Annotated in this window: 22 protein-coding genes and 1 tRNA gene; 9 read left to right on the top strand and 14 right to left on the bottom strand. The window is 68.5% G+C overall.

Going from position 1 to position 20,867, the window contains the following annotated elements; all coding sequences use genetic code 11:
- Positions 1-47: 47 nt before the first annotated feature.
- From IEY26_RS03820 to IEY26_RS03810, 3 genes are read right to left on the bottom strand one after another with little or no spacing between them, the layout of a single operon-like run.
- Positions 48-2,267, bottom strand: coding sequence for a xanthine dehydrogenase family protein molybdopterin-binding subunit (locus tag IEY26_RS03820; RefSeq protein ID WP_188976002.1), 2,220 nt, complete (start codon positions 2,265-2,267; stop codon positions 48-50).
- Positions 2,264-2,989 (bottom strand): (2Fe-2S)-binding protein, encoded by a 726-nt coding sequence (locus tag IEY26_RS03815; RefSeq protein WP_229773911.1) that lies wholly within the window; start codon positions 2,987-2,989, stop codon positions 2,264-2,266. Before IEY26_RS03815 ends, IEY26_RS03820 begins: the two co-directional genes overlap by 4 nt.
- 7 nt (positions 2,990-2,996) lie before the next feature.
- Positions 2,997-3,554 (bottom strand): plastocyanin/azurin family copper-binding protein, encoded by a 558-nt coding sequence (locus IEY26_RS03810; RefSeq protein ID WP_188976000.1) that lies wholly within the window; start codon positions 3,552-3,554, stop codon positions 2,997-2,999.
- Between the two features lie 231 nt (positions 3,555-3,785).
- Here IEY26_RS03810 and IEY26_RS03805 point away from each other — a divergent pair, with 231 nt between their 5' ends.
- The gene (locus tag IEY26_RS03805; RefSeq protein ID WP_188977097.1) at positions 3,786-4,790 is read left to right on the top strand and encodes an alcohol dehydrogenase catalytic domain-containing protein; all 1,005 of its coding nucleotides are present in this window, start codon (positions 3,786-3,788) and stop codon (positions 4,788-4,790) included.
- A 26-nt stretch (positions 4,791-4,816) separates the two neighbouring features.
- On the opposite strand, the gene IEY26_RS03800 is transcribed toward IEY26_RS03805, so the two are convergent.
- A complete protein-coding gene (locus IEY26_RS03800) occupies positions 4,817-5,044 on the bottom strand; it encodes a hypothetical protein (RefSeq protein ID WP_188975998.1) in 228 nt (75 codons plus the stop codon).
- A gap of 163 nt (positions 5,045-5,207) precedes the next feature.
- Positions 5,208-5,861: a CocE/NonD family hydrolase gene (locus IEY26_RS03795; protein WP_188975996.1), complete on the bottom strand. Its 654-nt coding sequence runs from the start codon at positions 5,859-5,861 to the stop codon at positions 5,208-5,210.
- Between the two features lie 86 nt (positions 5,862-5,947).
- On the opposite strand from IEY26_RS03795, the gene IEY26_RS03790 reads away from it, so the two are divergent.
- Positions 5,948-7,006 (top strand): hypothetical protein, encoded by a 1,059-nt coding sequence (locus IEY26_RS03790; RefSeq protein ID WP_229773909.1) that lies wholly within the window; start codon positions 5,948-5,950, stop codon positions 7,004-7,006.
- Here the strand turns inward: IEY26_RS03790 and IEY26_RS03785 are convergent, their stop codons facing one another.
- Positions 7,007-7,486 (bottom strand): HPP family protein, encoded by a 480-nt coding sequence (locus tag IEY26_RS03785; protein ID WP_188975994.1) that lies wholly within the window; start codon positions 7,484-7,486, stop codon positions 7,007-7,009.
- Positions 7,487-7,640: 154 nt separating this feature from the next.
- Between IEY26_RS03785 and IEY26_RS03780 the strand changes: the two genes are divergently transcribed.
- Both IEY26_RS03780 and IEY26_RS03775 read left to right on the top strand, forming a co-directional pair.
- The gene (locus IEY26_RS03780; RefSeq protein ID WP_188975991.1) at positions 7,641-8,144 is read left to right on the top strand and encodes a CBS domain-containing protein; all 504 of its coding nucleotides are present in this window, start codon (positions 7,641-7,643) and stop codon (positions 8,142-8,144) included.
- 63 nt (positions 8,145-8,207) lie between these two features.
- On the top strand, positions 8,208-9,146 hold the full coding sequence (locus IEY26_RS03775) for a DMT family transporter (RefSeq protein WP_188975989.1): 939 nt from the start codon (positions 8,208-8,210) through the stop codon (positions 9,144-9,146).
- A 141-nt stretch (positions 9,147-9,287) separates the two neighbouring features.
- On the opposite strand, the gene IEY26_RS03770 is transcribed toward IEY26_RS03775, so the two are convergent.
- Positions 9,288-9,539: a hypothetical protein gene (locus tag IEY26_RS03770; protein ID WP_188975987.1), complete on the bottom strand. Its 252-nt coding sequence runs from the start codon at positions 9,537-9,539 to the stop codon at positions 9,288-9,290.
- Positions 9,540-9,780: 241 nt separating this feature from the next.
- Between IEY26_RS03770 and IEY26_RS03765 the strand changes: the two genes are divergently transcribed.
- Positions 9,781-10,200: a hypothetical protein gene (locus IEY26_RS03765; protein ID WP_188975985.1), complete on the top strand. Its 420-nt coding sequence runs from the start codon at positions 9,781-9,783 to the stop codon at positions 10,198-10,200.
- A 292-nt stretch (positions 10,201-10,492) separates the two neighbouring features.
- Here the strand turns inward: IEY26_RS03765 and IEY26_RS03760 are convergent.
- Positions 10,493-10,645, bottom strand: a tRNA-Met gene (locus IEY26_RS03760).
- Positions 10,646-10,673: 28 nt separating this feature from the next.
- Entirely contained in the window at positions 10,674-11,006 is a 333-nt protein-coding gene (locus tag IEY26_RS03755; RefSeq protein ID WP_188975983.1) for a hypothetical protein, read from the bottom strand.
- A gap of 152 nt (positions 11,007-11,158) precedes the next feature.
- On the opposite strand from IEY26_RS03755, the gene IEY26_RS03750 reads away from it, so the two are divergent.
- Positions 11,159-12,364, top strand: coding sequence for a DUF7115 domain-containing protein (locus tag IEY26_RS03750; protein ID WP_188975981.1), 1,206 nt, complete (start codon positions 11,159-11,161; stop codon positions 12,362-12,364).
- Between the two features lie 279 nt (positions 12,365-12,643).
- Here IEY26_RS03750 and IEY26_RS03745 read toward each other — a convergent pair whose 3' ends face one another.
- A complete protein-coding gene (locus IEY26_RS03745; protein ID WP_188975979.1) occupies positions 12,644-13,021 on the bottom strand; it encodes a DUF5830 family protein in 378 nt (125 codons plus the stop codon).
- Between the two features lie 57 nt (positions 13,022-13,078).
- Here IEY26_RS03745 and IEY26_RS03740 point away from each other — a divergent pair, with 57 nt between their 5' ends.
- Entirely contained in the window at positions 13,079-13,723 is a 645-nt protein-coding gene (locus IEY26_RS03740; RefSeq protein ID WP_229773907.1) for a TVP38/TMEM64 family protein, read from the top strand.
- A gap of 6 nt (positions 13,724-13,729) precedes the next feature.
- Here IEY26_RS03740 and IEY26_RS03735 read toward each other — a convergent pair whose 3' ends face one another.
- The gene (locus IEY26_RS03735) at positions 13,730-15,040 is read right to left on the bottom strand and encodes a PQQ-dependent sugar dehydrogenase (RefSeq protein ID WP_188975976.1); all 1,311 of its coding nucleotides are present in this window, start codon (positions 15,038-15,040) and stop codon (positions 13,730-13,732) included.
- Between the two features lie 135 nt (positions 15,041-15,175).
- Here IEY26_RS03735 and IEY26_RS03730 point away from each other — a divergent pair, with 135 nt between their 5' ends.
- Both IEY26_RS03730 and IEY26_RS03725 read left to right on the top strand, forming a co-directional pair.
- Positions 15,176-15,913: an Ntn hydrolase family protein gene (locus tag IEY26_RS03730; protein WP_188975974.1), complete on the top strand. Its 738-nt coding sequence runs from the start codon at positions 15,176-15,178 to the stop codon at positions 15,911-15,913.
- Positions 15,913-16,623 (top strand): archaeal proteasome endopeptidase complex subunit alpha, encoded by a 711-nt coding sequence (locus IEY26_RS03725; protein ID WP_188975972.1) that lies wholly within the window; start codon positions 15,913-15,915, stop codon positions 16,621-16,623. The genes IEY26_RS03730 and IEY26_RS03725 overlap by 1 nt, the downstream gene beginning before the upstream one ends.
- 11 nt (positions 16,624-16,634) lie before the next feature.
- Here IEY26_RS03725 and IEY26_RS03720 read toward each other — a convergent pair whose 3' ends face one another.
- The 3 genes from IEY26_RS03720 to IEY26_RS03710 form a co-directional block, all read right to left on the bottom strand.
- Positions 16,635-17,036, bottom strand: coding sequence for a DUF7347 domain-containing protein (locus IEY26_RS03720; protein WP_188975970.1), 402 nt, complete (start codon positions 17,034-17,036; stop codon positions 16,635-16,637).
- 49 nt (positions 17,037-17,085) lie between these two features.
- Positions 17,086-17,214, bottom strand: coding sequence for an HVO_2523 family zinc finger protein (locus IEY26_RS03715; RefSeq protein ID WP_326838276.1), 129 nt, complete (start codon positions 17,212-17,214; stop codon positions 17,086-17,088).
- A 128-nt stretch (positions 17,215-17,342) separates the two neighbouring features.
- The gene (locus IEY26_RS03710) at positions 17,343-20,489 is read right to left on the bottom strand and encodes an adenosylcobalamin-dependent ribonucleoside-diphosphate reductase (protein ID WP_188975968.1); all 3,147 of its coding nucleotides are present in this window, start codon (positions 20,487-20,489) and stop codon (positions 17,343-17,345) included.
- Positions 20,490-20,867 lie beyond the last annotated feature (378 nt).

Below are 20,867 nucleotides of genomic sequence, written 5' to 3'. Positions count from 1 at the left end.
GTCCGCTGGGAGACGGCGGCGACGCGGACGATTACGCGAGGGGGGCGTTACTCGCCGCTGAGGCCGGCCTTCACGCGCTCCGGCGTGAGCGGGAGTTCGTGGAAGCGGATCCCCGTCGCGTCGTAGACAGCGTTCGCGATTGCTGCCGGCGTCACACCCTGCGAGGTCTCCCCCGACCCGAGGTAAGGTTTCCCGGGGCGATCGATGAGTTCCACGTCGACCTCCGGCATCTCGGTGAAGGTCAGGATGGGGTAGGACTGCCAGTCCTGTTCGTCGACTTCGGTGTTCGTGAAATCGACGTCCTCCTTGAGCGTCCAGCTCGTTGCCTGAACGACGCCCCCCTGAATCTGGTTCTTCAGGCCGTCCGGGTTGACGATCTGCCCAGAGTCGTCCGCGGCGTACGCCCGGTCGACGCTGACCGTCCCGTCGTCCGCGACGGTGACGTCGACAACGAGCGCCGTGTACGCCTTCGCGTTCTCGTAACGGTTCACGGCGACGCCGCGCCCTCGGTTCTCACCGAGGTCGTCGTCGCCCCAACCCGCCATGTTCGCGGCACGCTGCAGGACGGCTGCCGTCCGGGCGTCCTCGATGTAGTCGAGGCGGAAGTCCACCGGATCCCGGCCCGCCTCGTGGGCGAGCTGGGACATGAAGGACTCGTTCGCGAACGTATTCCCGAACGACCCGAGGCTCCGGAGGGCAGACACCCGGAGTGGCGAGTTCTCCAAGAAGTGGTTCGTGACCTCGCTGTGCTCGAACGAGTAGTCGGAGACGGCGTCGCGGTAGCCGCCGATGTTCAGCGTCGGTGAATGTTCCTCGTTCTGCGAGTCGAGGAACCACGCCGGGAGGAGTGGTTCGAGCGGCGGCCGCGTCGCGTGCGTGTAGCTGTGGACATCGTGGGACCAGCCGACGATGTTCCCGTTCGCGTCGAGGCCCGCGCGCTTCTTCAACAGCATCGCGGAGCCGAAGGGCTCCCACTTGTGTGCGTCCTCACGCATCCACTGCAGGCGGACGGGGCGACCGTCGGCCGCGTCGGAGAGGAGCGCGGCCTCGCCGGCGACGTCGTCCGCGCCGTTGTGCCCGTAACAGCCCGCGCCCTCGCGGTGTACGCAGCGGATCTCCTCAGTCGGCTTGTTCATGAGGTTCGAGAGCGACTCGCGCAGCGGGAAGACGCCCTGGCTGTGCGTCCAGACGGTGAGTTGGCCCTGCCCGTCGATCTCCGCGACTGCACAGGACGGCCCGATGGAGCCGTGCATCGTGTACGGCCGCTTGTACGTCGCCTCGTAGGTCTCCGCCGCACCCTCGATAGCGGCCGCGCCCTGCCCCTGTTTGTCGACCGTCGAGACGTCGGCGTCCCCGCGCTCTAGGTAGTCGTAGAGGTCGTCCTGGTCCGGGAAGTTCGCGGGCAGCGACCACTCCGCCGCCTCGTCGAGGGCTTCCATCGCGTTGATCGCCTGGTGTTCCTTCTCGGCGACGACGCCGAGGAACCGGCCGTCCCGCACGACTTCGACGACGCCCGGCATCGACGCCACCGACTCCGTATCGATCGAATTCAGGGACGCGCCGTAGGACGGCGGGTGGACGACCCGACCGTGTACCATCCCGGGGCGCTCCATGTCCTGGACGTACGCCTTTCCGCCGGTGACCTTGTCGGGGATGTCGATGCGCTCGACCGATTCACCGACGGTGTCGTACTCGTTCGGCGGTTCCGGCTGAACGCCGGGTTGCGCCTGGCGCTTCAGATAGCGGCCGCCGAGGAGGTCCCAGTACGTAATAGACGCCCCGTTCGGCGCGTTGATCGTCCCGTCTTCGACCGTGAGGTCGCCGGCGTTCGCGCCGAGCCGTGTCGCCGCGAGTTCGAGGATGACGCCCTGTGCCTGCGCGGCGGCGTAGCGGAGCGCCGTCCCGCCCGCCTCCAGCGAACTACTTCCGGCCGTGTATCCCTCGTTCGGCGTTCGCTCGGTGTCGCCCGCCACGAGATCCGTTCGAGAGAAGTCGACGTCGAGTTCCTCCGCCGCGATCTGGGAGAACGCCGTCGCGTTTCCCTGTCCGAGGGGGACTTTCCCGCTGAAGACCGTGACCGTTCCGTCGGCGTTGATGCTCAGCCACGAGTCGAGCTGGGGGTTGCTCTGCAGGTCCGCCGGCACCGCCTCGCCTTCGGCCGCGGCCGCGCTCTCCGCGGCCCCACCGAGCGAGAACCCCATCACGAGCGCGCCGCCCGCCCCCTTCAGCAGGTCGCGGCGCTCGACGTCGAGGTCGGGGACCGTCATCGTTCCCCCGCCGCCTGTTCGACGGCGTCGACGATGCGGTTGTGCGTCCCGCACCGACAGAGGTGGCCGTTGAGTGCCTGCTTAATCTCCTGGCGGGAGGGGTCGGTGTTCTCGCGGAGGAAGGATTCAGCCTCCATGATCATCCCGGAGATGCAGTAGCCGCACTGGGCGGCCTGCTGGTCGATGAACGCCTGTTGGAGCGCGCTCGGGTCCTCCGTTGACCCGAGGCCGCTCGTCGTCGTCACCTCTTTCCCGTTCACGGAGCTGACGGGCGTAACACAGGAGCGGATGGCGTTGTCGCCCAAGAGCGTCGTGCACGCGCCGCACTGGGAGAGCCCGCAGCCGAACTTCGGGCCATTCATTCCAGCCTCGTTCCGCAGCACGTAGAGCAGTGGCGTGTCGGGGCTTACGTTGAACGTCCGTTCCTCTCCGTTCAGTGTGAAGGAGATCGACTCCGTCTCCTCGCTCCCGCCGGTGTCCGCGGACGTCGTCCCGCTCCCGCTGATCGACGTGGCGTTCGTCGTGTCGCCGCCGGAGTCGGAGTTACAGCCGGCAAGCGCGGAGAGCGCTCCCGCGCCGGCCGCTGCCGCGCCCACCGCGCCACGCCGGTTCGACGACCGGGTGTCGTCGTCCGCCGCTTCGGCGTCGGTCGCATCGTCCGATGTCGCGCACGCGCAGTCTGGTCCGCACGGTTCCACCGTCGTGTCGTCCTCGAATGTCATGAGTTGGTCACCCTTGGAAGGAGTCGTAGGAGATTGATTTCTCAGAGACGATCTTCTCGCTGGCCGGGACCGTCCCATCCGGAGGCATGGTGCCCTCGGCGGGGCCGCCGGGCTCGCCAACGACGATACGACCGATCATCTCGAGCGACTTGTGCGGGATGCAGAAGTAGTCGAACGTCCCGGTCGTGTTGAACGCGTGGTCGAAGGTCGCGTCTTCCTCAGTGAGCGTTCCGCTGTCCCAGGTCTCAGCGCCAGACGGGATGCGGTTCTCCGCGTCGTTGTCCTCGCTGTAGGATGTCGACGTGTGCGCGCCGCTCTCGTTCACGAAGGTGACGGTCGTCCCCTTCTCGACATAGAGGCCGATCGGGTCGAAGTAGTACTCGCCGTTCTCCGTGTACATGCCGACCTCGGTGGTTGTCCCAGAGCCGCCGGATCCGCCCGAAGACGACGTTGTCGTTCCCTCCGTGGTGGTCGTCGTGTCGCCACCACTGGAACTACACCCCGCGATCGCCGCTGTCGCCGCACTCCCGGCGAGTGCGAGATACTGTCGCCTATCAAAGTTCATTATAGAACAATTTTGACTCGATGTATATGTATCTTCGGCATGCGGGAGGCGTTAGAGAGTATCCGCACCCGTTGCCCCTCACACTCGAGACGTACACTCACACCCGCCGATATGACATGGAAATCATCGGTGTTTCTCAGGGTGTCAAATCTGTCGGACGCGGCTCTCGCTTCTCCTTGGCCTGCCTCTTTCCGTTTGGCGGCCAACGACGGGCGTATGAGCCGAGACACGATGCTCGCGGCACAGGTTCCGGACGCCGGCGACGCCTTCGACGTCGTCGAGAAACCCGTCCCCGAGCCCGGGGAAGACGAGGTCCGCGTCGCGGTGGACGCGTGCGGCGTCTGCCACAGCGACGAGATCACGAAGGAGGGCCTCCGGCCGGGCATCGAGTACCCGCGCGTCCCCGGACACGAGGTCGTCGGCCGCGTCGACGCCGTCGGCGAGAACGTCACCGAGTGGAGCGCGGGCGACCGCGTCGGCGTCGGCTGGCACGGCGGCCACTGTTTCACCTGTGACGCCTGCCGCGAGGGGAACTTCATCGCCTGCGAGAACGCCGAGGTGACGGGCATCTCCTTCGACGGCGGCTACGCCGAGTACACGGTCGCGCCCCGCGAGGCGCTCGCGGCCGTCCCCGACAGCCTCGACGCCGCGGACGCCGCGCCGCTCCTCTGCGCCGGCATCACGACGTTCAACGCCCTCCGGAACGCCGACGCCCGCCCCGGCGACCTCGTCGCCGTCGTCGGCGTCGGCGGCCTCGGCCACCTCGGCCTCCAGTACGCCCGCGAGGCCGGCTTCGAGACCGCCGCCGTCTCCCGCGGCCGCGAGAAGGAAGCGTCCGCCCGCGAGTTCGGCGCGGACCACTACATCGACTCCGAGAACGAAGACCCCGCGGAAGAACTCCAAGAGCTCGGCGGCGCGGACGTCGTCCTCGCCACCGCCCCCGCCGCCGAATCCATCGAGCAGGTCGTCGGCGGCCTCGGCACCGACGGCGAAGTCGTCGCCGTCGGCATTCCCGAGGACGCCGTCGACGTCCACGTCGGCCAACTCGTCGGCATCCGCGGCTCCGTCGGCGGCTGGGCCTCCGGCACCGCCACCGACTCAGAAGACACGCTCGACTTCTCCGCTCTCCGCGACATCACCCCCGAAATCGAGACGTTCGACCTCGAAGACGCCGCCGACGCCTACGCCCACATGATCGAGGGCGACGTCCGCTTCCGCGCCGTCATCCAGCCCTGACGACGCCCGCCGCCCGCTCGGGCGGCTCAGCTCCGAGACTGCTGGAAGCCGATCCAGAGCAGGGACGCGACGACGACGAGGCCGAACGCGACGCCGAAGAAGCCGAGCGGCGTGCCCAAGACCGCCGAGAGACCGAGCGTGTCGATTCGATTGAGATACCCGAGGCCGAGGAAGATCGCGAGAACGACGCCCGCCGCGGCGAGGCGAGCGCCGAGGTCGCCGAGGAACGCGCGTAGAGACAGGTCACGGGCCATGCCGGAGGGTGACGGTCAGGAGCTACTTCGAGCTGTTGGAGGCCGGAGACGCTGACGGGGTGCTGGCGGTGGAGACAGACGAGCCCGACCGAGCGGCCGCCTTCGACACGCCGCAGTCGAAGCACCTCGGCGGGGGGATGACGCGTGCTCGGTCTGCGACGGCTTACTGAAGGTGTTCGAGGAGGAAGCCGCCGATTTCGCTGGCGACGTCGTCGTGGCGGCCGACGAAGAAGTGGTCGGCGGAGAGCGCGGTCACCGAGAGGCCGAGGGTGCGGGCGCGCTCGACGAGCGGCTCCCAGTCGGCGGTGGTGTCGCGTTCGCCGTAGACGACGAGCGCGGGACAAGAGACGTCGTCGAGCGCCGCGACGGCGTCGAGGTCGTCCGCGAGCCGGGAGGCGGGAGCGAGCAGCGCGACGGCGGCGAGGTCAACATCGGTGCTCGCGGCGGCGAGCGCGGCAATCGCGCCGCCGAAGGAGAACCCGTAGAGCGCGACGGAGTCGTAGCGCTCGGCCGCCCAGCGGAGGGCGTTCCGGGCGTCCTCGCGCTCGCCGTACCCCTCGTCCCACTCGCCGTAGTCGAAGCGGAGGCAGGCGACTCCGTCTGTCGAACCGGGATCGGCCCTCGCGACCCCGCCCGTTGAATCAGAACCGCGCTCGGTGAGGGAGTCGCTGACGGCGGTGAGTCGGGCGTCACCGCGGTGGCCGCGCATCTGGGGGTGTGGCGGGCACGCGACGACGCAGGCGTCGGCGTCCCCGTCGGGCGTATCGAGCGTGGCTTCGACGCGGCGCGCGCCCGGGACGAGCACGGTTTCGGACATGCCCGGACGTCCGGGGCGTCGAGAGTTAGTGGTTGCGTCCGAGAGGTGACCCCGCGAGTTTAGGGGGCGGCCGGCGAAGCCCGCGCATGGACAGTCAGGACGGCGTGACGGCCGACGAGAGCGGCGGGGAGCCGAGTGACACGATGCGCGAGCGCGTGTCGATGTCGAACTGGGCGTTCTGGCTGCTCCTCGACGCCGACCGCCGCGTCGTCGCGGCGAGCATGCTCGCGGCCGTCTTCGCCGCCGTCGTCGGCGCGGGCGTCCTCCACCCGACGGGCGCGTACACGCTCCTCACGCGCGGCGACCCGATGGAGACGCTCTACCAGGCGCTCGTCGGCTCCACCATCACCGGCGTGACGCTCGTGCTCACGCTGAGCCAGCTCGTCCTCTCCCAGGAGCAGGGCGCGGTCGGCGACCAGCGCGAACGCATGCAGGCGGCGATGGCGTTCCGCCGAGACGTCGAGGACGTCATCGACGAAGCCGTGGGGCCGGCGGAGCCGTCGGCGTTCCTCCGCGCGCTCGTCGCGGACACCGCGGAGCAGGCGGGGACGCTCGCCGACGCCGCGAGCGGTCTCGACGGACGCGCGAGAGACCGCGTCGAGACACTCTCGCGTGCGGTGAAAGGGAACGCGGACGCCGTCGGCGAGCAGCTCGACGGCGCGACGTTCGGCGAGTTCGACGTCGTCTGGGCGGCGCTGAACTACAACTACTCGTGGAAGCTCTACGCCGCGCGCCGCATCCGCGCCGAGAACGGCGACGCGCTCAACGACGCCGCGGTCGACGCGCTCGACGACCTCGTGGAGACGCTCGAACTCTTCGGGCCCGCCCGCGAGCATTTCAAGACGCTCTACTTCCAGTGGGAGCTCACCGAGCTCTCCCGCACCATCCTCTACGCCGCCGTGCCGGCGCTCGCCGTCTCCATCGGCTCGCTCATGCTCTTCGACCCGCGGGGCGTCACCACGGCGACGCTCGGCGTCTCCGACGCCCTCCTCGTCGCCGCCGCCACGGTCGTCGTCTCCCTCCTCCCGTTCGCCCTCCTGCTCGCGTACATCCTCCGCATCGTCACCGTCACCCAGCGCACGCTCTCCATCGGCCCGTTCATCCTCCGGGAGACCGACCGGAGCGTTGACCTCGACGAGACCTGACTACGGCCGGAGGCCGACCGAATCGAGCGCCGCGTGCGCGGCGACGAGGAAGGCGACGCCCGCGAGGAAGACGAGGACGTCGACGCCCCGGCTCGGGATGCCGAGCGTGAAGATGAGGACGGTCGCGTACGCGGGCGCGTGCCGCGAATCGGCCGCCGCCATCCCGAGCGTCGCCAGCACGACCGCGACGAGGATGGCCGCGACCTGCGCTAAGCCGCCGAGCGTGTGCGGGACGAACCCGACGCTCGCGAGCGGCCCGACGAGCGCGCGAACGCAGACGTACGCCGCGACAACGCCCACCGCCTGCCCGACGACCGTCTCCCGCTCTCGCCCCTCGCTCGTCGCGAGCACGTACGCGCTCGGCCCGAGACTCGGGAGGATAAAGGGGAATCCGGTCGCCCACGCCAGGAGGGTGACCGGCGCGAGCAGCCCCGCGAGGTAGACGCCGAGCGCCGCGTCCAGCCGGTCCGTCCACGCCATACCTCGCGTTCCGCCGTCCGCGACTTAGCACCGTCGGACCGCATCCACTCGCCTTTCGGATTCACCGCTCGGTGTATTGTGGGGTCAGGGACCGGCGTCGCGTTCGGGGGCGCGACCCGGAACTTCTACTTGGCGTCGCCGCGACCGTCCGGGTATGAGTCTGACCGCGGCCGACATCATGGAGCCGGACGTCGAGACCGTCACGGAGAGCGAGGAGGTCGGGGACGTCCTGACGAAGCTCGCGCGGAAACACTACTCGGGCTTCCCGGTCGTCGACGACGAGACCGGGCGGCTCGTCGGCATCGTCACCCGCACCGACCTCGTCGACATCTTCCAGCCCTCCGACCGGACGCTGTGGATTCCCATCGGCCTCCCGCCCTTCCTCGAATCGATGGAGTACGGCTTCGACCTCTCGTGGGGCGGCCTCGACGCCGAACTCGACCTCGCGCGGAACGCCGGAAAACCCATCTCCGCGGTGATGACCGAGGACGTCGTCACCGTCCGAGAAGACGCGACGCTCGACGAACTCCTCGACGTCCTCGCCGGCGACGACCCCGACATCAACCGCGTGCCCGTCGTCGATAGCGGCGGGTTCGTGCAGGGCCTCGTCACCCGGCAGGACGTCCTGCGCGCGCTCCGCGACGAGCGCCGCGCCTGAGAATCCGAGGCAATCGGCCGGGGGCTTCGAAACCGTAATCCCCGCAGCGAACGCAGAGTCGCTGTGACTCGGTATCGGAATCTCGCGTTGTTCTGCGTGCTCGCCGCGGTCTGGGGGTCGGCGTTCATGGCGATCAAGGCCGGGCTCGAATTCGTCCCGCCCGTGTTCTTCGCCGCCGTCCGCTACGACGTCGCCGGCGTCATCATGCTCGCGTGGGCGTGGCACGTCACTGACCACTGGCTCCCCGAAAACCGCGAGGAGTGGGTCGTCGTCGCCATCGGCGCGGTCTTCCTCATCGCCGGCTACCACGCCCTCCTCTTCGTCGGCGAAGACCTCCCCGGCGTCACGTCCGCCGCGGCGTCCGTCGTCGTCAGCCTCAGCCCCGTCCTCACCACCGCGTTCAGCCGCGTCCTCCTCCCCAAGGAAGGCCTCTCCGCCGTCGGCGTGCTCGGCCTCCTCCTCGGCCTCGTCGGCGTCGCCGTCCTCGTCCTCCCGCCGTCCTTCTTCGCGAGCGGGAACGTCGGCGTCCTCGGGTCGAACGCGGTCGGCGAACTCCTCATCTTCGGCGCGGCCGCCTGCTTCGCCTTCGGCAGCGTCCTCACCGAACGCGTCGACGCCGACCTCCCCATCGAGACGATGGAAGCCTGGTCGATGCTCGGCGGCGCGCTCCTCATGCACGCCGTCAGCCTCGGCCGCGGCGAACCCCAGACGTTCACCGTGAACGCCACCAGTCTCGCCGCCATCGCCTACCTCTCCCTCGCCGCGTCCGCCCTCGGCTTCCTCATCTACTTCGACCTCCACGAACGCCTCGGCTCCATCGAGATCAACCTCGTCTCCTACGTCGCCCCCGTCTTCGCCGCGCTCTCCGGCTTCATCTTCCTCCGCGAAACCCTCGACCCGACGACCGTCGTCGGCTTCCTCGTCATCTTCACCGGGTTCGCCCTCCTGAAACGCGACGCGCTCACCGACGAACTCGCACGCGTCCGGCGCGCCGACTCGTAGCTCGAACGGAGCATCTGTCCGAATCCGAGAAGTCGACGGCGCGGAGGCGAGCGACGAAGCGAGCGATAACGAGCGAAAGCGAGAGAGAGACGAGTGAGCAGCGTGGAGGGACGTCGTCGGTGTTCTGCGGGGCGTTACGAGTTACTGGGCGACGCGCTGTTTGTAGCCGCGGCCGACGTAGAGGGCGGCGGCGTGAACGACGAGCAGGACGACGCACGCCACCTGCGACGCCTGCGACTCCAGCCCGCTCAGGACGAGCGGGAGGTAGAGGAACGGGAGGGTGACACCCGCCCAGAACCCGAGCGCCTCCACCGGGCGGTGGAGGAGACCGGAGCGCACAGCCGTTGACAGCTCGTCGCCGACGCGTTCGACGGCGGATTGTTGCGTGGACATATCAGGGGGTCCTCACTCGCCCCTACGAACGCCGGGGGGATAAGCCCGCGAGATACTTCCCGCCGTTTCACCGCAATTCATCACGGAACCCACCGCACCGAGACGTTTCACGACCGCCGTAGAAATACTTAGACGTTTTATCGGTCGTATAGAGCGTTTCTTTCCGCTCGAACCGGACCGTCGCGGAATCCCGTGCTGTTAGCCACAAGCGGGTTTATGCGGGCCGCCGAAGACGCGAATCATGACCGAAGGAATGAGCGTCCCGCCGAACTGGACGCACGACGACCCCGACTGGGGCGAAGACGTCGGCCGAAAGTACGACCCGCACGCCGTCGTCGAGTACGAACACGTCGACCTCGACCTCTGGCTCGTCCTCGCCCCCGGCCGCGTCCCCGAACGCGTCGCCGACGACGAACGCGGCTACCGCATCGACGCCCGCTGGGGCGACGAACCCGGCGACTACACCACCCTCCAGCTCGCCGTCACCCCCGACCTCGCCAGCGCCCACGCGGTCGCCGCCGACGTCATGCGCCTCTTCACCGAATTCTACGCCCCCGACGCAGACATCGCCCGCCTCCTCGACCGCGTCGCCGGCATCAAAACCGACGACTGGCAAGCCGAACACGACGCCGTCCGACCCACCGCCGCCCTCCACGCCTAACCCGCTCACGTCCGTTCGCGTGAACCACTGTCGGAGCGAAGTGGTTCGAAACGGGGAAGCCGTTTCGTCACGTCGTCAGAACGCGACGCGTTCCGACTGCTAACGGGAAACCGTCGGTTTCCCGTGATGTCGCCAGAAGTCGGTGACTTCTGGCTGGATAGCGAGAATCTCCGATTCTCGCGATGCCGAGAGACGCTTCGCGTCTCTCGTAGCACTCCTCCCCGATTCGACCCCCTCCCGCAACGCATTTTCACGGAGCGGTCGCTCACGTTGGTGAGCGACGTAGTGAAAATGCCCGGGGAGGGGTTCGAACCCTCGGCCTCCGCATGTCCCAGGTTCGAGGCTCGGCGGGCCTCGTAGGACACGCACAGCCACCGAATGGCTGCCGCACCGAATCTCTGAACCCTATGAGTGCGGCGCTATGACCAGACTAAGCCACCCGGGCTCAGTTTCGGGTAGGGTCAGGGGACGTATTAAGGTTCTCTTTCGGGGCGGGCGTGGACCTCTCGCGCCCCGTCGGGTTTATGCGGAGGGAGGGGCGTAGGCGTGGTGTCAACTACCCCGGCGTAAACGCCAGGGCTTGTCGGTGAACTCCCGTTCAAGCCGTCGGTCGCTTCGCGGACCTGCTGGTACGTGAGTTCGTGGAGCTTCGTTTTCGACGTGATGACGTAGCCGTCGTCGTTGCGCTCGAACGCGCGGTCCGCGACCAGTTGGGCAGCTTGTCGAAACCGCTTGGTGGTTTCGCAGAGGTCGTCGCGCCGTTCTTGAGGAACGGCTAACTTCACAACGACGGTACGACGTATCACAATCCCATATGTGCAGCAGTGTCTGATAACTGATCGGGGTTGGGAGTGTTTTTGTGGTGGGGAGTCAACTAGACACGTATGCGTGGACAGTTTCACGAAGTTAACCCGATTCCCACCCGGCCTGAATCCCGGGATTCCCTCACTAATTAAAGATGGACGTACCCGGTGTGGTGAGCGGCGCGCTCGGTGAGGAGTCGCCGGTGGCGAGGATTCCGTTGAAGGGCGAGGACGTGTTGTTCTTGACGCCGACGCGGACGCTCGTCTATCGGGCGGAGGGGTTGCTGTCGGACGAGACGGTCGAGGAGTACCTGCACGACGCGGAGCGGGTGTCGGTCCGGGAGGGGCGGCGGAAGGCGAAGATCGAACTCGACTACGGGACGGACGGGACGGAGACGATGGAGGTGCCGGCGAGCCGCGTCGACGACGTCGTGCCGCCGGTGCTCGCGGGCGTGTTGAACGCGGCGGGCGTCACGGGACCGGGCGAGTCCGTGAAGGGCGTCTACCGGTTCAGCGAGCTGACGCTCGTGGTGACGAGCAGCCGCCTCGTGAAACACGTCGGGGCGGCGGCGTGGGACGAGGATTACGAGAGCATCGACTACGGAGACGTGACGGCGTTCTCGGCGGAGGAGGGGAGCGTGGCGTCGACGCTCGTCTTCGGGACGGACGGCCATACGGAGCGCATCAAGGTGCCGAACGAGTCGTTCCGGGAGGTGAAGGAGGCGGTAGAGGAAGCGTTGTTCGCGGCGCACGACGTCTCGACGCCCGCGGAGTTCGCACAGCTCCACGAGCCCGAGGAGCCGGACCCGACGCCCGAGCGCGACGACATGGGCTTCGCGGACTCCGGTATCGCCCCCATCGAGATGAGCGGAGCCGATGACGACGCCGAGGAGCAGACTCGTTCAGAGACGGGCGCTTCGACGGCGACGACCACAGATTCGGAACCGGCGAGCGAGGCGACGACGGCCGAAAGCCGAGGCGAGTGCGCGGCGAACGCGAAAGACGAAGAGCGCGCGTGGCGCGAGCGCTCACGGAGCGAGCCCGAACGGCGGGGAGGGGACGAACGACGGGAGCAGAACGACCGACGGCGGGAGCGAACGCGAGACCGCACGCCCGCCGAGACTCGGGAGCCGGAGCCAGCCCCCGAGCCGTCGATTCCGGACGACGAACTCCTCGCGGAACTCCGCGATATTCTCGTCGCCGTCGAACGCCAAGAGGACGCGCTCGCCTCGCACAGCGACGCCATCGCCCGCCAGCGCGCCGAGCTCGACGCGCAAGAAGACAGAATCGCCGCGCAACGCGACGAACTCGCCGAACAACGCCAGCGCATCGACGACCTCATCGCCGCCATCCGCGACTGACCGTATTCGACCCGATCTCGCAGAATCGCGCGCTTTCGGCGTTCGTTCGCCACCGCTCGCCTTCTCGCGGTTCTCACTCGCGCCTTCGGCGCTCCCTCCGAACCGCGTTACTCGCGTGTCGCTCCCCCCAGTCGCTCCCGCTCGTGTATTCCGTCGTTCTCACTCGCGCCTTCGGCGCTCCCTCCGAACCGCGTTACTCGCGTGTCGCTCCCCCCAGTCGCTCCCGCTCGTGTATTCCGTCGTTCTCACTCGCGCCTTCGGCGCTCCCTCCGAACGACGTCACTCTCTCCCGGTGACTTTCCGAATACACGAGGAGCCGAAGGGGCCGAGTTCGCCGGCGTCGAGGTCGATGAAGTAGCCGGTGGTGATGCCGGTGCCACAGCGCTGGCAGGTGAAGTCGCCTTCCTTCTCGATGACCTCGGATTGGAAGCTGACGTAGCCGCCGCCCTGCGGGTAGATGCGGGCGGATTCGCGTTCGATGACGCCGCGCGCTTCGGCTTCGTCGAGGATGCGGCGGGTCGTCCGCGGATGAGTGGTCACGGTCTCGATGCGGTCGACGACCTCGGCCATTGAGAGCGACTCGAACTCGAGTTTCGAGAGGAGTTCCACGCCGAGCTCGATAGGGTCGGCGTCGGCGTCGTCGGTGCCCGCGGCCATACCCGTACTCCGCCCGTGGAGCGTATAACCCTTTACGAGCCGCCGCCTACGAGAGGTGTGCGCGTCCCCGTTCCGTCCCGCCGCCGGCTGCTCGGGCTCGCCGCCCTCCTCGCGTTCGTCGCCGTCGCGGCCGTCGCGTCGCCCGCGCGGACGTTCGACGCCGTCCGCGGCGTCATCGACAGCCCGTGGTTCCCGGTCGTCCTCGTCGGCCTCTACGCCGTCCGGCCGTTCCTCGCGTGGCCCGTGATGCTCCTCTCCGCGCTCGTCGGCTACCGCTACGGCCTCCTTCTCGGCGTCCCCGTTGCGCTCGTCGGCGCGGTCGCGACGAGCCTCCTCCCCTTCTACGCCGGCCGCTACCTCTCGGCTGAGAGCGGCCTCCTCGGCCGCGCCACGGCCGGGAGCGCGGGCTACTTCGAACACACCGGCGACGTCCGCGGCGTCACCGCCGCCCGCCTCGCTCCCACGCCCGCGGAAGCCGTCTCCACCGCCGCCGGCGCGGGCGGCGTCACCCTCCCCGCGTTCGCCCTCGGCACCCTCGCCGGCGAACTCCCCTGGACCGTCGTCGCCGTCGGCATCGGCGCGAGCCTCGACCACTTCACAATCAGCGCCGTCCACGCCGACCCGCTCGTCGTCGCCGCGCTCGCCGCCGTCGGCGTCGCCACCCTCCTCGGCCCCGCCTACGCCTGGTGGCGCGACCGGTAGTACGAGTTACGCAGGAACGAGGCGGACGACGCGGCCGCTAGTTCCGGAGAGACCGCCGCTCTGGCTCGTACACGCGAGAAGCTCCCCGCTCGAATCGGAGCCGAACGCGGTGAGGTAGGGGTCGAGGCCGTCGACGGGGAGGACGCGCGTCGGCCACCGGTCGCCGTCGGGCGTGGCGACGAACAGTCGACCCTGTGCGTTCCAGTCGCCGAAGACGTACTCGCCGCGGAGCGCCGAGAGCGCGTCACCGCGGTAGACGGAGCCGCCGACGACGGAGACTCCCGAGACGCCGTCGCCCTCGTGGGGGTATTCGACGACGGGGTCCACGAGCGGCGCGCCGTCCGGCGTCTCCGTCGGGCAGCTCTCACTGCCGTAGCAGTGCCGGCCCTCCCGGACGTTCCACCCGTAGTTCCCGCCTTTCTCGACGGCGTTCACCTCCTCGTAGCGGTTCTGTCCGACGTCCGCGGCGACGAGCGTCTCCGCTTGTTCGCCGGCGGCGGTCGAGTCGATGTCGTCGAAGCCGAACCGCCAGGGGTTCCGGAAGCCCCAGGCGTACTGCTCGGGGTAGGGAGAGTCGGGGAGCGGGTTCTCCGTGGGGACGCCGTAGGGCTTCCCGGCTCCGCGTTCGTCGACGTCGATTCGGAGGATGCTCCCGAGGCGGTTCGCGTCGGTGTCCTGGCCGTTGCCGCCGGCGTTCGCGCCGTACCAGTCGTCGGCGTGGCCGCGGCCGCTGTCACCGCTGCCGCCGCCGTCACCGACGCCGACGTAGAGATACCCAGCAGGGCCGAATACAACGCTCCCGGCGTTGTGGTTCGACTGCGGCTGGGGAATCTCCAGAACCGTGCGTTCGCTCCCGCGGTCGAACGCACCCCCCGTCCGCGTGAACTCGGCGAGGACGAACGTGTGCGAGTAGTCCTCGGGCGTGCCGTCGCGCCGCGGCGCGCTGTACCGGACGTAGAGGCGCGGCGTCTCGGGGAAGTCCGGGTGGAGCGCGACACCCAGCAGGCCGCGCTCCTCGTAGCCGGAGAGGGAGACGATGGCGTCGCGGAGGTCGAGAGCCACGTCGGTTGCTCCGCCCTCTCCGACGCGGTGGAGCCGGCCGGGCTGGTCCGCGACGAACGTCTCCCCGCCGCCGACGGCGACGTCGACGGGCGAGACGAACCCGGACGCGACCGTCTCGACGCCCACGCGCGGGTCGTCCGTCGATACGCGCGTCGGCGTCGTTTCCCCCGAGTCCCCCGCACAGCCCGCGAACGCCGCCACGCCCCCAACGCCTGCAGCACGGAGGAAGCGCCGTCTCGACCCGTTCCCGTTCATACCCGGGACTTCGACGCCCACTCGGAAATAGCTGCACGGCGCTCGTGGAACGCCGCAACCGTCGCCGACGCCCGTCCCGCCGGCTAAAATATATTTTAGCTAACATATTTCCCCGGGTGCCCCCTACGAGCGAGTATGGAGACAGACCGCGACGCGAACCGAGCAGGCGAAGAGTACGCCAGTCGGCGGCCGCTCCACGAGACGGCTCCCGGACTGGCCGACGCAGCGGACACGGTGAATCCCGCAGGCTCGAACGAGGGGGCGGGAAACGTCGCGGAGACAGGGACGACGGTCGTCGGTCTCGTCGCCGGCGACGCGGCCGTGCTCGGCGCGGACCAGCGCGCGAGCGTCGGCGGCGGCCGGTTCGTGACGAACAAGGGCGTGCGGAAGGTCGAACCCGTCCACCCGACGGGCGCGGCCGCACTCTCCGGGACCGTCGGCCACCTCCAGCAATTCGTACGCGTGCTCCGCGCCGAATCCCGACTCTACGCGGAGCGCCGCGACGGCCCGCCCTCGATGAGCGCGCTCGGGACGCTCGCGGCCAGCGTCCTCCGGACCTCCGGGATGCAGGTGTCGCCGCTCCTCGGTGGCGTCGACGCCGACGGCGCGCACGTCCTCGAACTCGACGGCGGCGGCGGCGTCCTCTCCGACACCTACGCCGCCGGCGGGAGCGGGATGCAACTCGCGTACGGCGTTCTCGAAAACGAGTACGCGGACGACATCGGCCTCACCGAAGCCCGTGAGGTCGCCGCGGCCGCAGTCGAGCACGCGAGCGAGCGCGACACCGCGAGCGGGAACGGCGTCACGCTCGCCACCGTCACGGTCGACGGCGTCGACATCGACGAGTACGCCGCGGCCGAGGAGGTGGCGTGATGCAGGGCTCGAACCAGCAGGCGTACGACCGCGGGACGACCATCTTCTCCCCCGACGGCCGCCTCTATCAAGTTGAGTACGCTCGCGAAGCCGTCACGCAGGGGTCACCCGTCGTCGGCGTCCGCGCCGCGGACGGCGTCGCACTCGCCGCCGTCGGCCCGCGTCGCTCCCCGCTCGTCGAACCCGGGAGCGTCGAGAAACTCTACGGCGTCGACGACCACCTCGCGGTCGGGAGCGCCGGCCACGCGGCCGACGCCCGGAAGCTCGTCGACCTCGCGCGGCGCGCGGCACAGGAAGACCGCGTCAGGTACGGCGAGCCGACGACGACGCCGACGCTCGCGACCACCGTCGCCGACCACCTCCAGGAACACACGCAGACCGGGGGCGCGCGCCCCTACGGCACTACGCTCCTCCTCGCCGGCGTCGACGACGACCCCCGGCTCTTCGAGATCGACCCGTCCGGCGCGACCCGGGAGTGGCGCGCGACCGCCATCGGGAACGGCGCGACGGACGCCCGCGACGTGCTCGAAGCGGACTACGACAGCTCGATGGGCACTGACGACGCCGTCTCCCTCTCGCTGCGCGCGCTCGCGGCCACCGGCGTCGAACTGACGCCCGAGACCGCGGACGCCGTGACGCTCACCGCCGACGGCCGGGCGTCCGTCGCCGAAGCGCGCGTTCGCGAGGAAATCCCGAGCGAAGAACGGTGAGAGAGTAGCCGTTAGCTCGCCCGCCGCGGTTCGTCGTCGCCGGTGAAGACGCCCGCGACGACCGCCTCCGCCGCTCGCCGGCCCGCCGCCGTGAGCACGTAGCCGTCGCCGTCTTTTCCGACGAACTGACCGTCGAGCTGGCGGAGGTGGTACGCGAACCCCGCGGAACTCTCGCTGCCGACCGCCTCCTGGAGCGCCGAGAACGACAGCGGGCCGTTGCCCGCGCGCTCCGCGCGGAGCAGGTGGACGAGCACGCCCAGCCGCGTCTCGTTCGCCAGCGTCCCGAACGCCTCGCTCGCCGCCGACGCCGACGCGGTCGGCCCGCCCGACGCCGCGACGTCCTCCGGCACGTCCGCGTTCGCGTCCAGCGACCCCGACGCATCCATCGGCCCCGGCGGATTCCACGACTCCATGCCCGACGCTACAGGTCCTGTCGCGTAAAAACACCCAGTTCGCGGCAGTTCAGAAGACGAAGGGGTCGCTGCAGTCCACTACCACGCCGTGCTGCGGGCAGACGTACTTGCAGTGACGCTTGTACATCGGCGTCTCGCACATCGGACACGGCCGCCCGCCCTGCTCGTCGTCGCTCATCACTCGGGCTTCGTCGCGCGCCGGCAAGACGCTTCCCCCTCAGTCGGAGATGACGAGACGAGCGCGGCCGCTGCCGAGCGGTGAGAACGAGAAGAGAGAGGAGAGTCGTCAGGTAGCGAGCAGCGGGTCTACGAGCACTCGCTCCAGCCGCAGCCCTGGCAGGTCTTGCAGCCTTCGGAGTAGTAGAGGTCCATGCTGCCACATTCGGGGCATTCGGGGAGTTCACCGGCGTCGATGAGGTCCTGGGTGGCGTCGGTGTCGTCCTGGCCCTGACCGCCGCTCTGGGCGGCCGCGCCGCCGTCGGTCTCGTGGGCGGCGCTCGTGGAAGCGGTGGCGTCGGCTTCCTCGGCGGTCGCCGGCGGCGTCTCGTCGTCCGCGAGCTCGGTGAGGTTCTGCTGGCGGGGGACGGGTTTGTCGACTTCGTCGTTGACGTACCGTTCGAGGGCGGTGCCGATGGCGTCCGGGATGGAGTTGATCTGCTCGCCGCGGTCCCAGGCGACCTTCGGGCTGCGCGTGCCCTTGAGTTCGTCCACGATCTCCTCGGGGTCGACGCCGGAGCGGAGCGCGGTGGAGATGGTCTTCGCGAGCGCCTCCGTGAAGGAGTTCGTGTAGCCGCCGGAGTGGCCGATGTTCGCGAAGAGCTCGAACGGTTCGCCCGTCTCGGGATCCTCGTTGATGGTGACGTAGAGCTTGCCGTACCCGGTCTTCACGCGCTGGCTGACACCGTGGAGGGTGTCGGGGCGCGGGCGGACCTGCTTCGACTCGGCGGCGTCGACGAGCGCGTCGACGTCCTCGCCGAGCGCGGCGCGAACGCTCTCGTCGTCGAGGAAGGCGGCGAGCCCGCCGAAGTTCTCCTGAATCTGGTCGACGATGGCTTCCGCGAGTTCGTCTTCGTCGACGTCGGCGAAGTCGGCGTTGTCGGCGCGCGTGGTGAGCACCTGCTTCGAGCGGGTGCCGTCGCGGTAGTAGGTGACGCCCTTCCCGCCGTGGTCGTAGATGTATTCGAAGACCTCCTTCGCGTCTTCGAGGCTGGAGTCGTTCGGGGCGTTGACCGTCTTCGAGATGGCGGAGTCGACGCCCTCCTGACACGCGGTCTGGATGGCGGCGTGCTGTTTCGCACTGAGGTCGCCGGTGGTGACGAAGAGCTCACCGATGGCGTTCGGAACAGTGGAAAGGCCGGTGACGCCGTCGAACTCGTTGCTCGCCATCTGCTGTTCGGCCTCCTTCTTCACGGCGTCGACGTCGATGTCGTTCGCCTCGAGGGTGCGGAGGAAGTAGTCGTCGAACTCGACGAGCATCTCGTCGCCCTGCACGTCGTCGGAGACGTTCTTGTAGTAGGCGACGTTGTAGATGGGCTCACAGCCGCCCGTGGTGTTCCCGACCATCGACGTGGTGCCGGTGGGGGCGATGGTCGTCGTGTTGTGGTTGCGGATGGGGTAGCCGTCCTCCCAGTCGTCGGCGGACTCGCCGGTGTAATGCTCGAACCACTCGCGGTACTCCGTGGGGTTCGCGTACTTCGAGTCGCCCCAGTCGTCGAAGGAGCCGCGCTCCTCCGCGAGGTCGTGGCTCGCGTCCTTCGAGCCGTGGTTGATGTGGACCATGAGCTGGCGGGCGATTTCGTTCGCCTCGTCGCTCCCGTAGCGCACGCCGAGCTGGACGTAGAGCTGTGCGAGCCCCATGACGCCGAGGCCGATCTTCCGCATCGAGCCGACCTTGTCCGCGATCTCCTCGACGGGGAAGTCCGACATGGTGACGACGTTCTCCAGGAAGCGCGTCCCCTCCTGGATGCGGTAGTCGAACTCGTCGAAGTCGATGGCTTCCTCGAGGAAGGCGTCGACGGCGGCTTCGAGGCTCTCGAACTCGTTCTCCTGCGTGAACACGCGCCAGTCGGGCGTGTCGAGGTCCGCGATGGTGGAGAGGTTGATGTGACCGAGGTTACAGGCCTCGTACTCCTCGAGCGGCTGTTCGCCGCAGGGGTTCGTCGCGAGAATCTGGTGGTCGGGGTGTTTCTCGACGTCGAAGGAGTGGAGCTTGTTGATGCGTTCGAGGTAGACGACGCCGGGTTCGCCGTTCTCGTGCGCGCCTTCGACGATGCGCTCCCAGATGATTTCGGCGGGGATGGAGAGCTCCTCGCCGGGCTCGACGTAGTCGCCGAGGTCGTAGCGGGAGTACATCTCCTTCGTCTCCTCCGTCGCGATGTGCGGTTCCTCGGTGCGGGGGTTCGTGAAGACGAACTCCTCGTCGTTCTTCAGGGCGTCCATGAAGCCGTCCGTGACGCCGACAGAGATGTTGAAGTTGGAGAGGTGGCCTTCGACGGCGTTCCGGAGGTGCTTCGGGACTTTGCCGTCCTCGTCGATGAGGCTACGCGCCTCTTCGAGCGCTTCGCTGAACGACGTGTAGGTGTAGTCGTCGGGGTCGTTGAGCTTGAGGCAGTGCGCGAGGGAGACGTCCTTGTTCTTCGCGTGGATGAATTCGATGACGTCGGGGTGGCTGACGCGCATGACACCCATCTGCGCGCCGCGGCGCGTGCCGCCCTGCGCGATGGTCTCGCACATCTGGTCGAACGTCCGCATGAACGTGATGGGGCCGGACGCGATACCGCCCGTGCTCCCGACGGGGTCGCCGAACGGTCGGAGCTTCCAGAAGGCGTACCCCATGCCGCCGCCGGACTGGAAGACCTCCGCGGCTTCCTTCGCGGTCTGGTGGATGTCGGTGAGGTCGTCCGCAGGAGAGTCGACGAAACACGCAGAGAGCTGCTGGAGTTCGCCGCCGGCGTTCATCAGCGTCGGCGAGTTCGGCATGAAGGAGAGGTGCTCCATGAGGTCGGCGAACTCGTCGGCTTTCGCCTCGACGTGCTCGCGCACGCTGTCGGGGAGCTCGGGGACGACGGTCTCGTACGCGAACTTGTTGACGTTCTCCTCGGTGAGTTCGGTCTCGACCGCCGTGTCGTCCGCGTCGACGTCGTCGCCGAAGACTTCGGCGGCGAGCTCGTCGCGGCGCGGGTGGTCGGGCTTCAGCTGGTCGGGGGAGACGAGGACTTCGAGGTCCTGGTTCTCCGCCTCGTAGACGGCTTCGGCGAGCGCGATGTTCCGCGCGACGCGCCGGAAGAGGTCCTCCTGGTCCTCGACGAGGTTGCCCTGCGCGTCCTGCTGGAGGTAGCGGGCGGGGAGGATGTTACTGTAGGCGTTCGCGGTGAGGCGTTCCTCGATGGTGTCGCCGTCGACGCGCTTGACGGGGAGGGTCAGTTCGTCCGCGGAGAGCGAGCGGTCACTCATCGGCGATACCACCTGTGTTCGGGAGAGATTGGGGTGTCATGGTTAGGGATTATCGGGCGTTCGAAGACGACCAAATCGTATAGCGCGACCACCCATATAGCTGCGGGTTTCGGTGCATCGCGCCACTGGTCGCCCCCGGACATCGACCGGTTCGAATCGATGAATTCTGTACGCTCAAACCATAGGACGGTCGCGGCTATAACCATGTCCAAACCGGAGTGAAAGTGAAACCTCGAAACGGGAAAACCGCCCGACTGCAACCGATTGTTTAGTTTCGTCAACGACGACTCGCGGCGCGTGACCCCGACGCCCGCGTCGGATTCGGTCCGAGCCGTCGCCGCCGGCGGCGGAAGACCGAAGTCGCTCCCCGACCGAGGC

Source organism: Halocalculus aciditolerans, assembly GCF_014647475.1.
In the GTDB taxonomy this organism is placed as follows: domain Archaea; phylum Halobacteriota; class Halobacteria; order Halobacteriales; family Halobacteriaceae; genus Halocalculus; species Halocalculus aciditolerans.
Note: the sequence above shows the minus strand (reverse complement) of the source record. Positions and strands in the feature narration are given on the sequence as shown.

What these genes read in the sequence shown, in the direction of transcription:
- IEY26_RS03820 (WP_188976002.1), bottom strand. Translation starts at nt 2,267, where the DNA reads ATGACGGTCCCCGACCTCGACGTCGAGCGCCGCGACCTGCTGAAGGGG.
- IEY26_RS03815 (WP_229773911.1), bottom strand. Translation starts at nt 2,989, where the DNA reads ATGACATTCGAGGACGACACGACGGTGGAACCGTGCGGACCAGACTGC.
- IEY26_RS03810 (WP_188976000.1), bottom strand. Translation starts at nt 3,554, where the DNA reads ATGAACTTTGATAGGCGACAGTATCTCGCACTCGCCGGGAGTGCGGCG.
- IEY26_RS03805 (WP_188977097.1), top strand. Translation starts at nt 3,786, where the DNA reads ATGCTCGCGGCACAGGTTCCGGACGCCGGCGACGCCTTCGACGTCGTC.
- IEY26_RS03800 (WP_188975998.1), bottom strand. Translation starts at nt 5,044, where the DNA reads ATGGCCCGTGACCTGTCTCTACGCGCGTTCCTCGGCGACCTCGGCGCT.
- IEY26_RS03795 (WP_188975996.1), bottom strand. Translation starts at nt 5,861, where the DNA reads ATGTCCGAAACCGTGCTCGTCCCGGGCGCGCGCCGCGTCGAAGCCACG.
- IEY26_RS03790 (WP_229773909.1), top strand. Translation starts at nt 5,948, where the DNA reads ATGGACAGTCAGGACGGCGTGACGGCCGACGAGAGCGGCGGGGAGCCG.
- IEY26_RS03785 (WP_188975994.1), bottom strand. Translation starts at nt 7,486, where the DNA reads ATGGCGTGGACGGACCGGCTGGACGCGGCGCTCGGCGTCTACCTCGCG.
- IEY26_RS03780 (WP_188975991.1), top strand. Translation starts at nt 7,641, where the DNA reads ATGAGTCTGACCGCGGCCGACATCATGGAGCCGGACGTCGAGACCGTC.
- IEY26_RS03770 (WP_188975987.1), bottom strand. Translation starts at nt 9,539, where the DNA reads ATGTCCACGCAACAATCCGCCGTCGAACGCGTCGGCGACGAGCTGTCA.
- IEY26_RS03765 (WP_188975985.1), top strand. Translation starts at nt 9,781, where the DNA reads ATGACCGAAGGAATGAGCGTCCCGCCGAACTGGACGCACGACGACCCC.
- IEY26_RS03750 (WP_188975981.1), top strand. Translation starts at nt 11,159, where the DNA reads ATGGACGTACCCGGTGTGGTGAGCGGCGCGCTCGGTGAGGAGTCGCCG.
- IEY26_RS03745 (WP_188975979.1), bottom strand. Translation starts at nt 13,021, where the DNA reads ATGGCCGCGGGCACCGACGACGCCGACGCCGACCCTATCGAGCTCGGC.
- IEY26_RS03735 (WP_188975976.1), bottom strand. Translation starts at nt 15,040, where the DNA reads ATGAACGGGAACGGGTCGAGACGGCGCTTCCTCCGTGCTGCAGGCGTT.
- IEY26_RS03730 (WP_188975974.1), top strand. Translation starts at nt 15,176, where the DNA reads ATGGAGACAGACCGCGACGCGAACCGAGCAGGCGAAGAGTACGCCAGT.
- IEY26_RS03725 (WP_188975972.1), top strand. Translation starts at nt 15,913, where the DNA reads ATGCAGGGCTCGAACCAGCAGGCGTACGACCGCGGGACGACCATCTTC.
- IEY26_RS03720 (WP_188975970.1), bottom strand. Translation starts at nt 17,036, where the DNA reads ATGGAGTCGTGGAATCCGCCGGGGCCGATGGATGCGTCGGGGTCGCTG.
- IEY26_RS03715 (WP_326838276.1), bottom strand. Translation starts at nt 17,214, where the DNA reads ATGAGCGACGACGAGCAGGGCGGGCGGCCGTGTCCGATGTGCGAGACG.
- IEY26_RS03710 (WP_188975968.1), bottom strand. Translation starts at nt 20,489, where the DNA reads ATGAGTGACCGCTCGCTCTCCGCGGACGAACTGACCCTCCCCGTCAAG.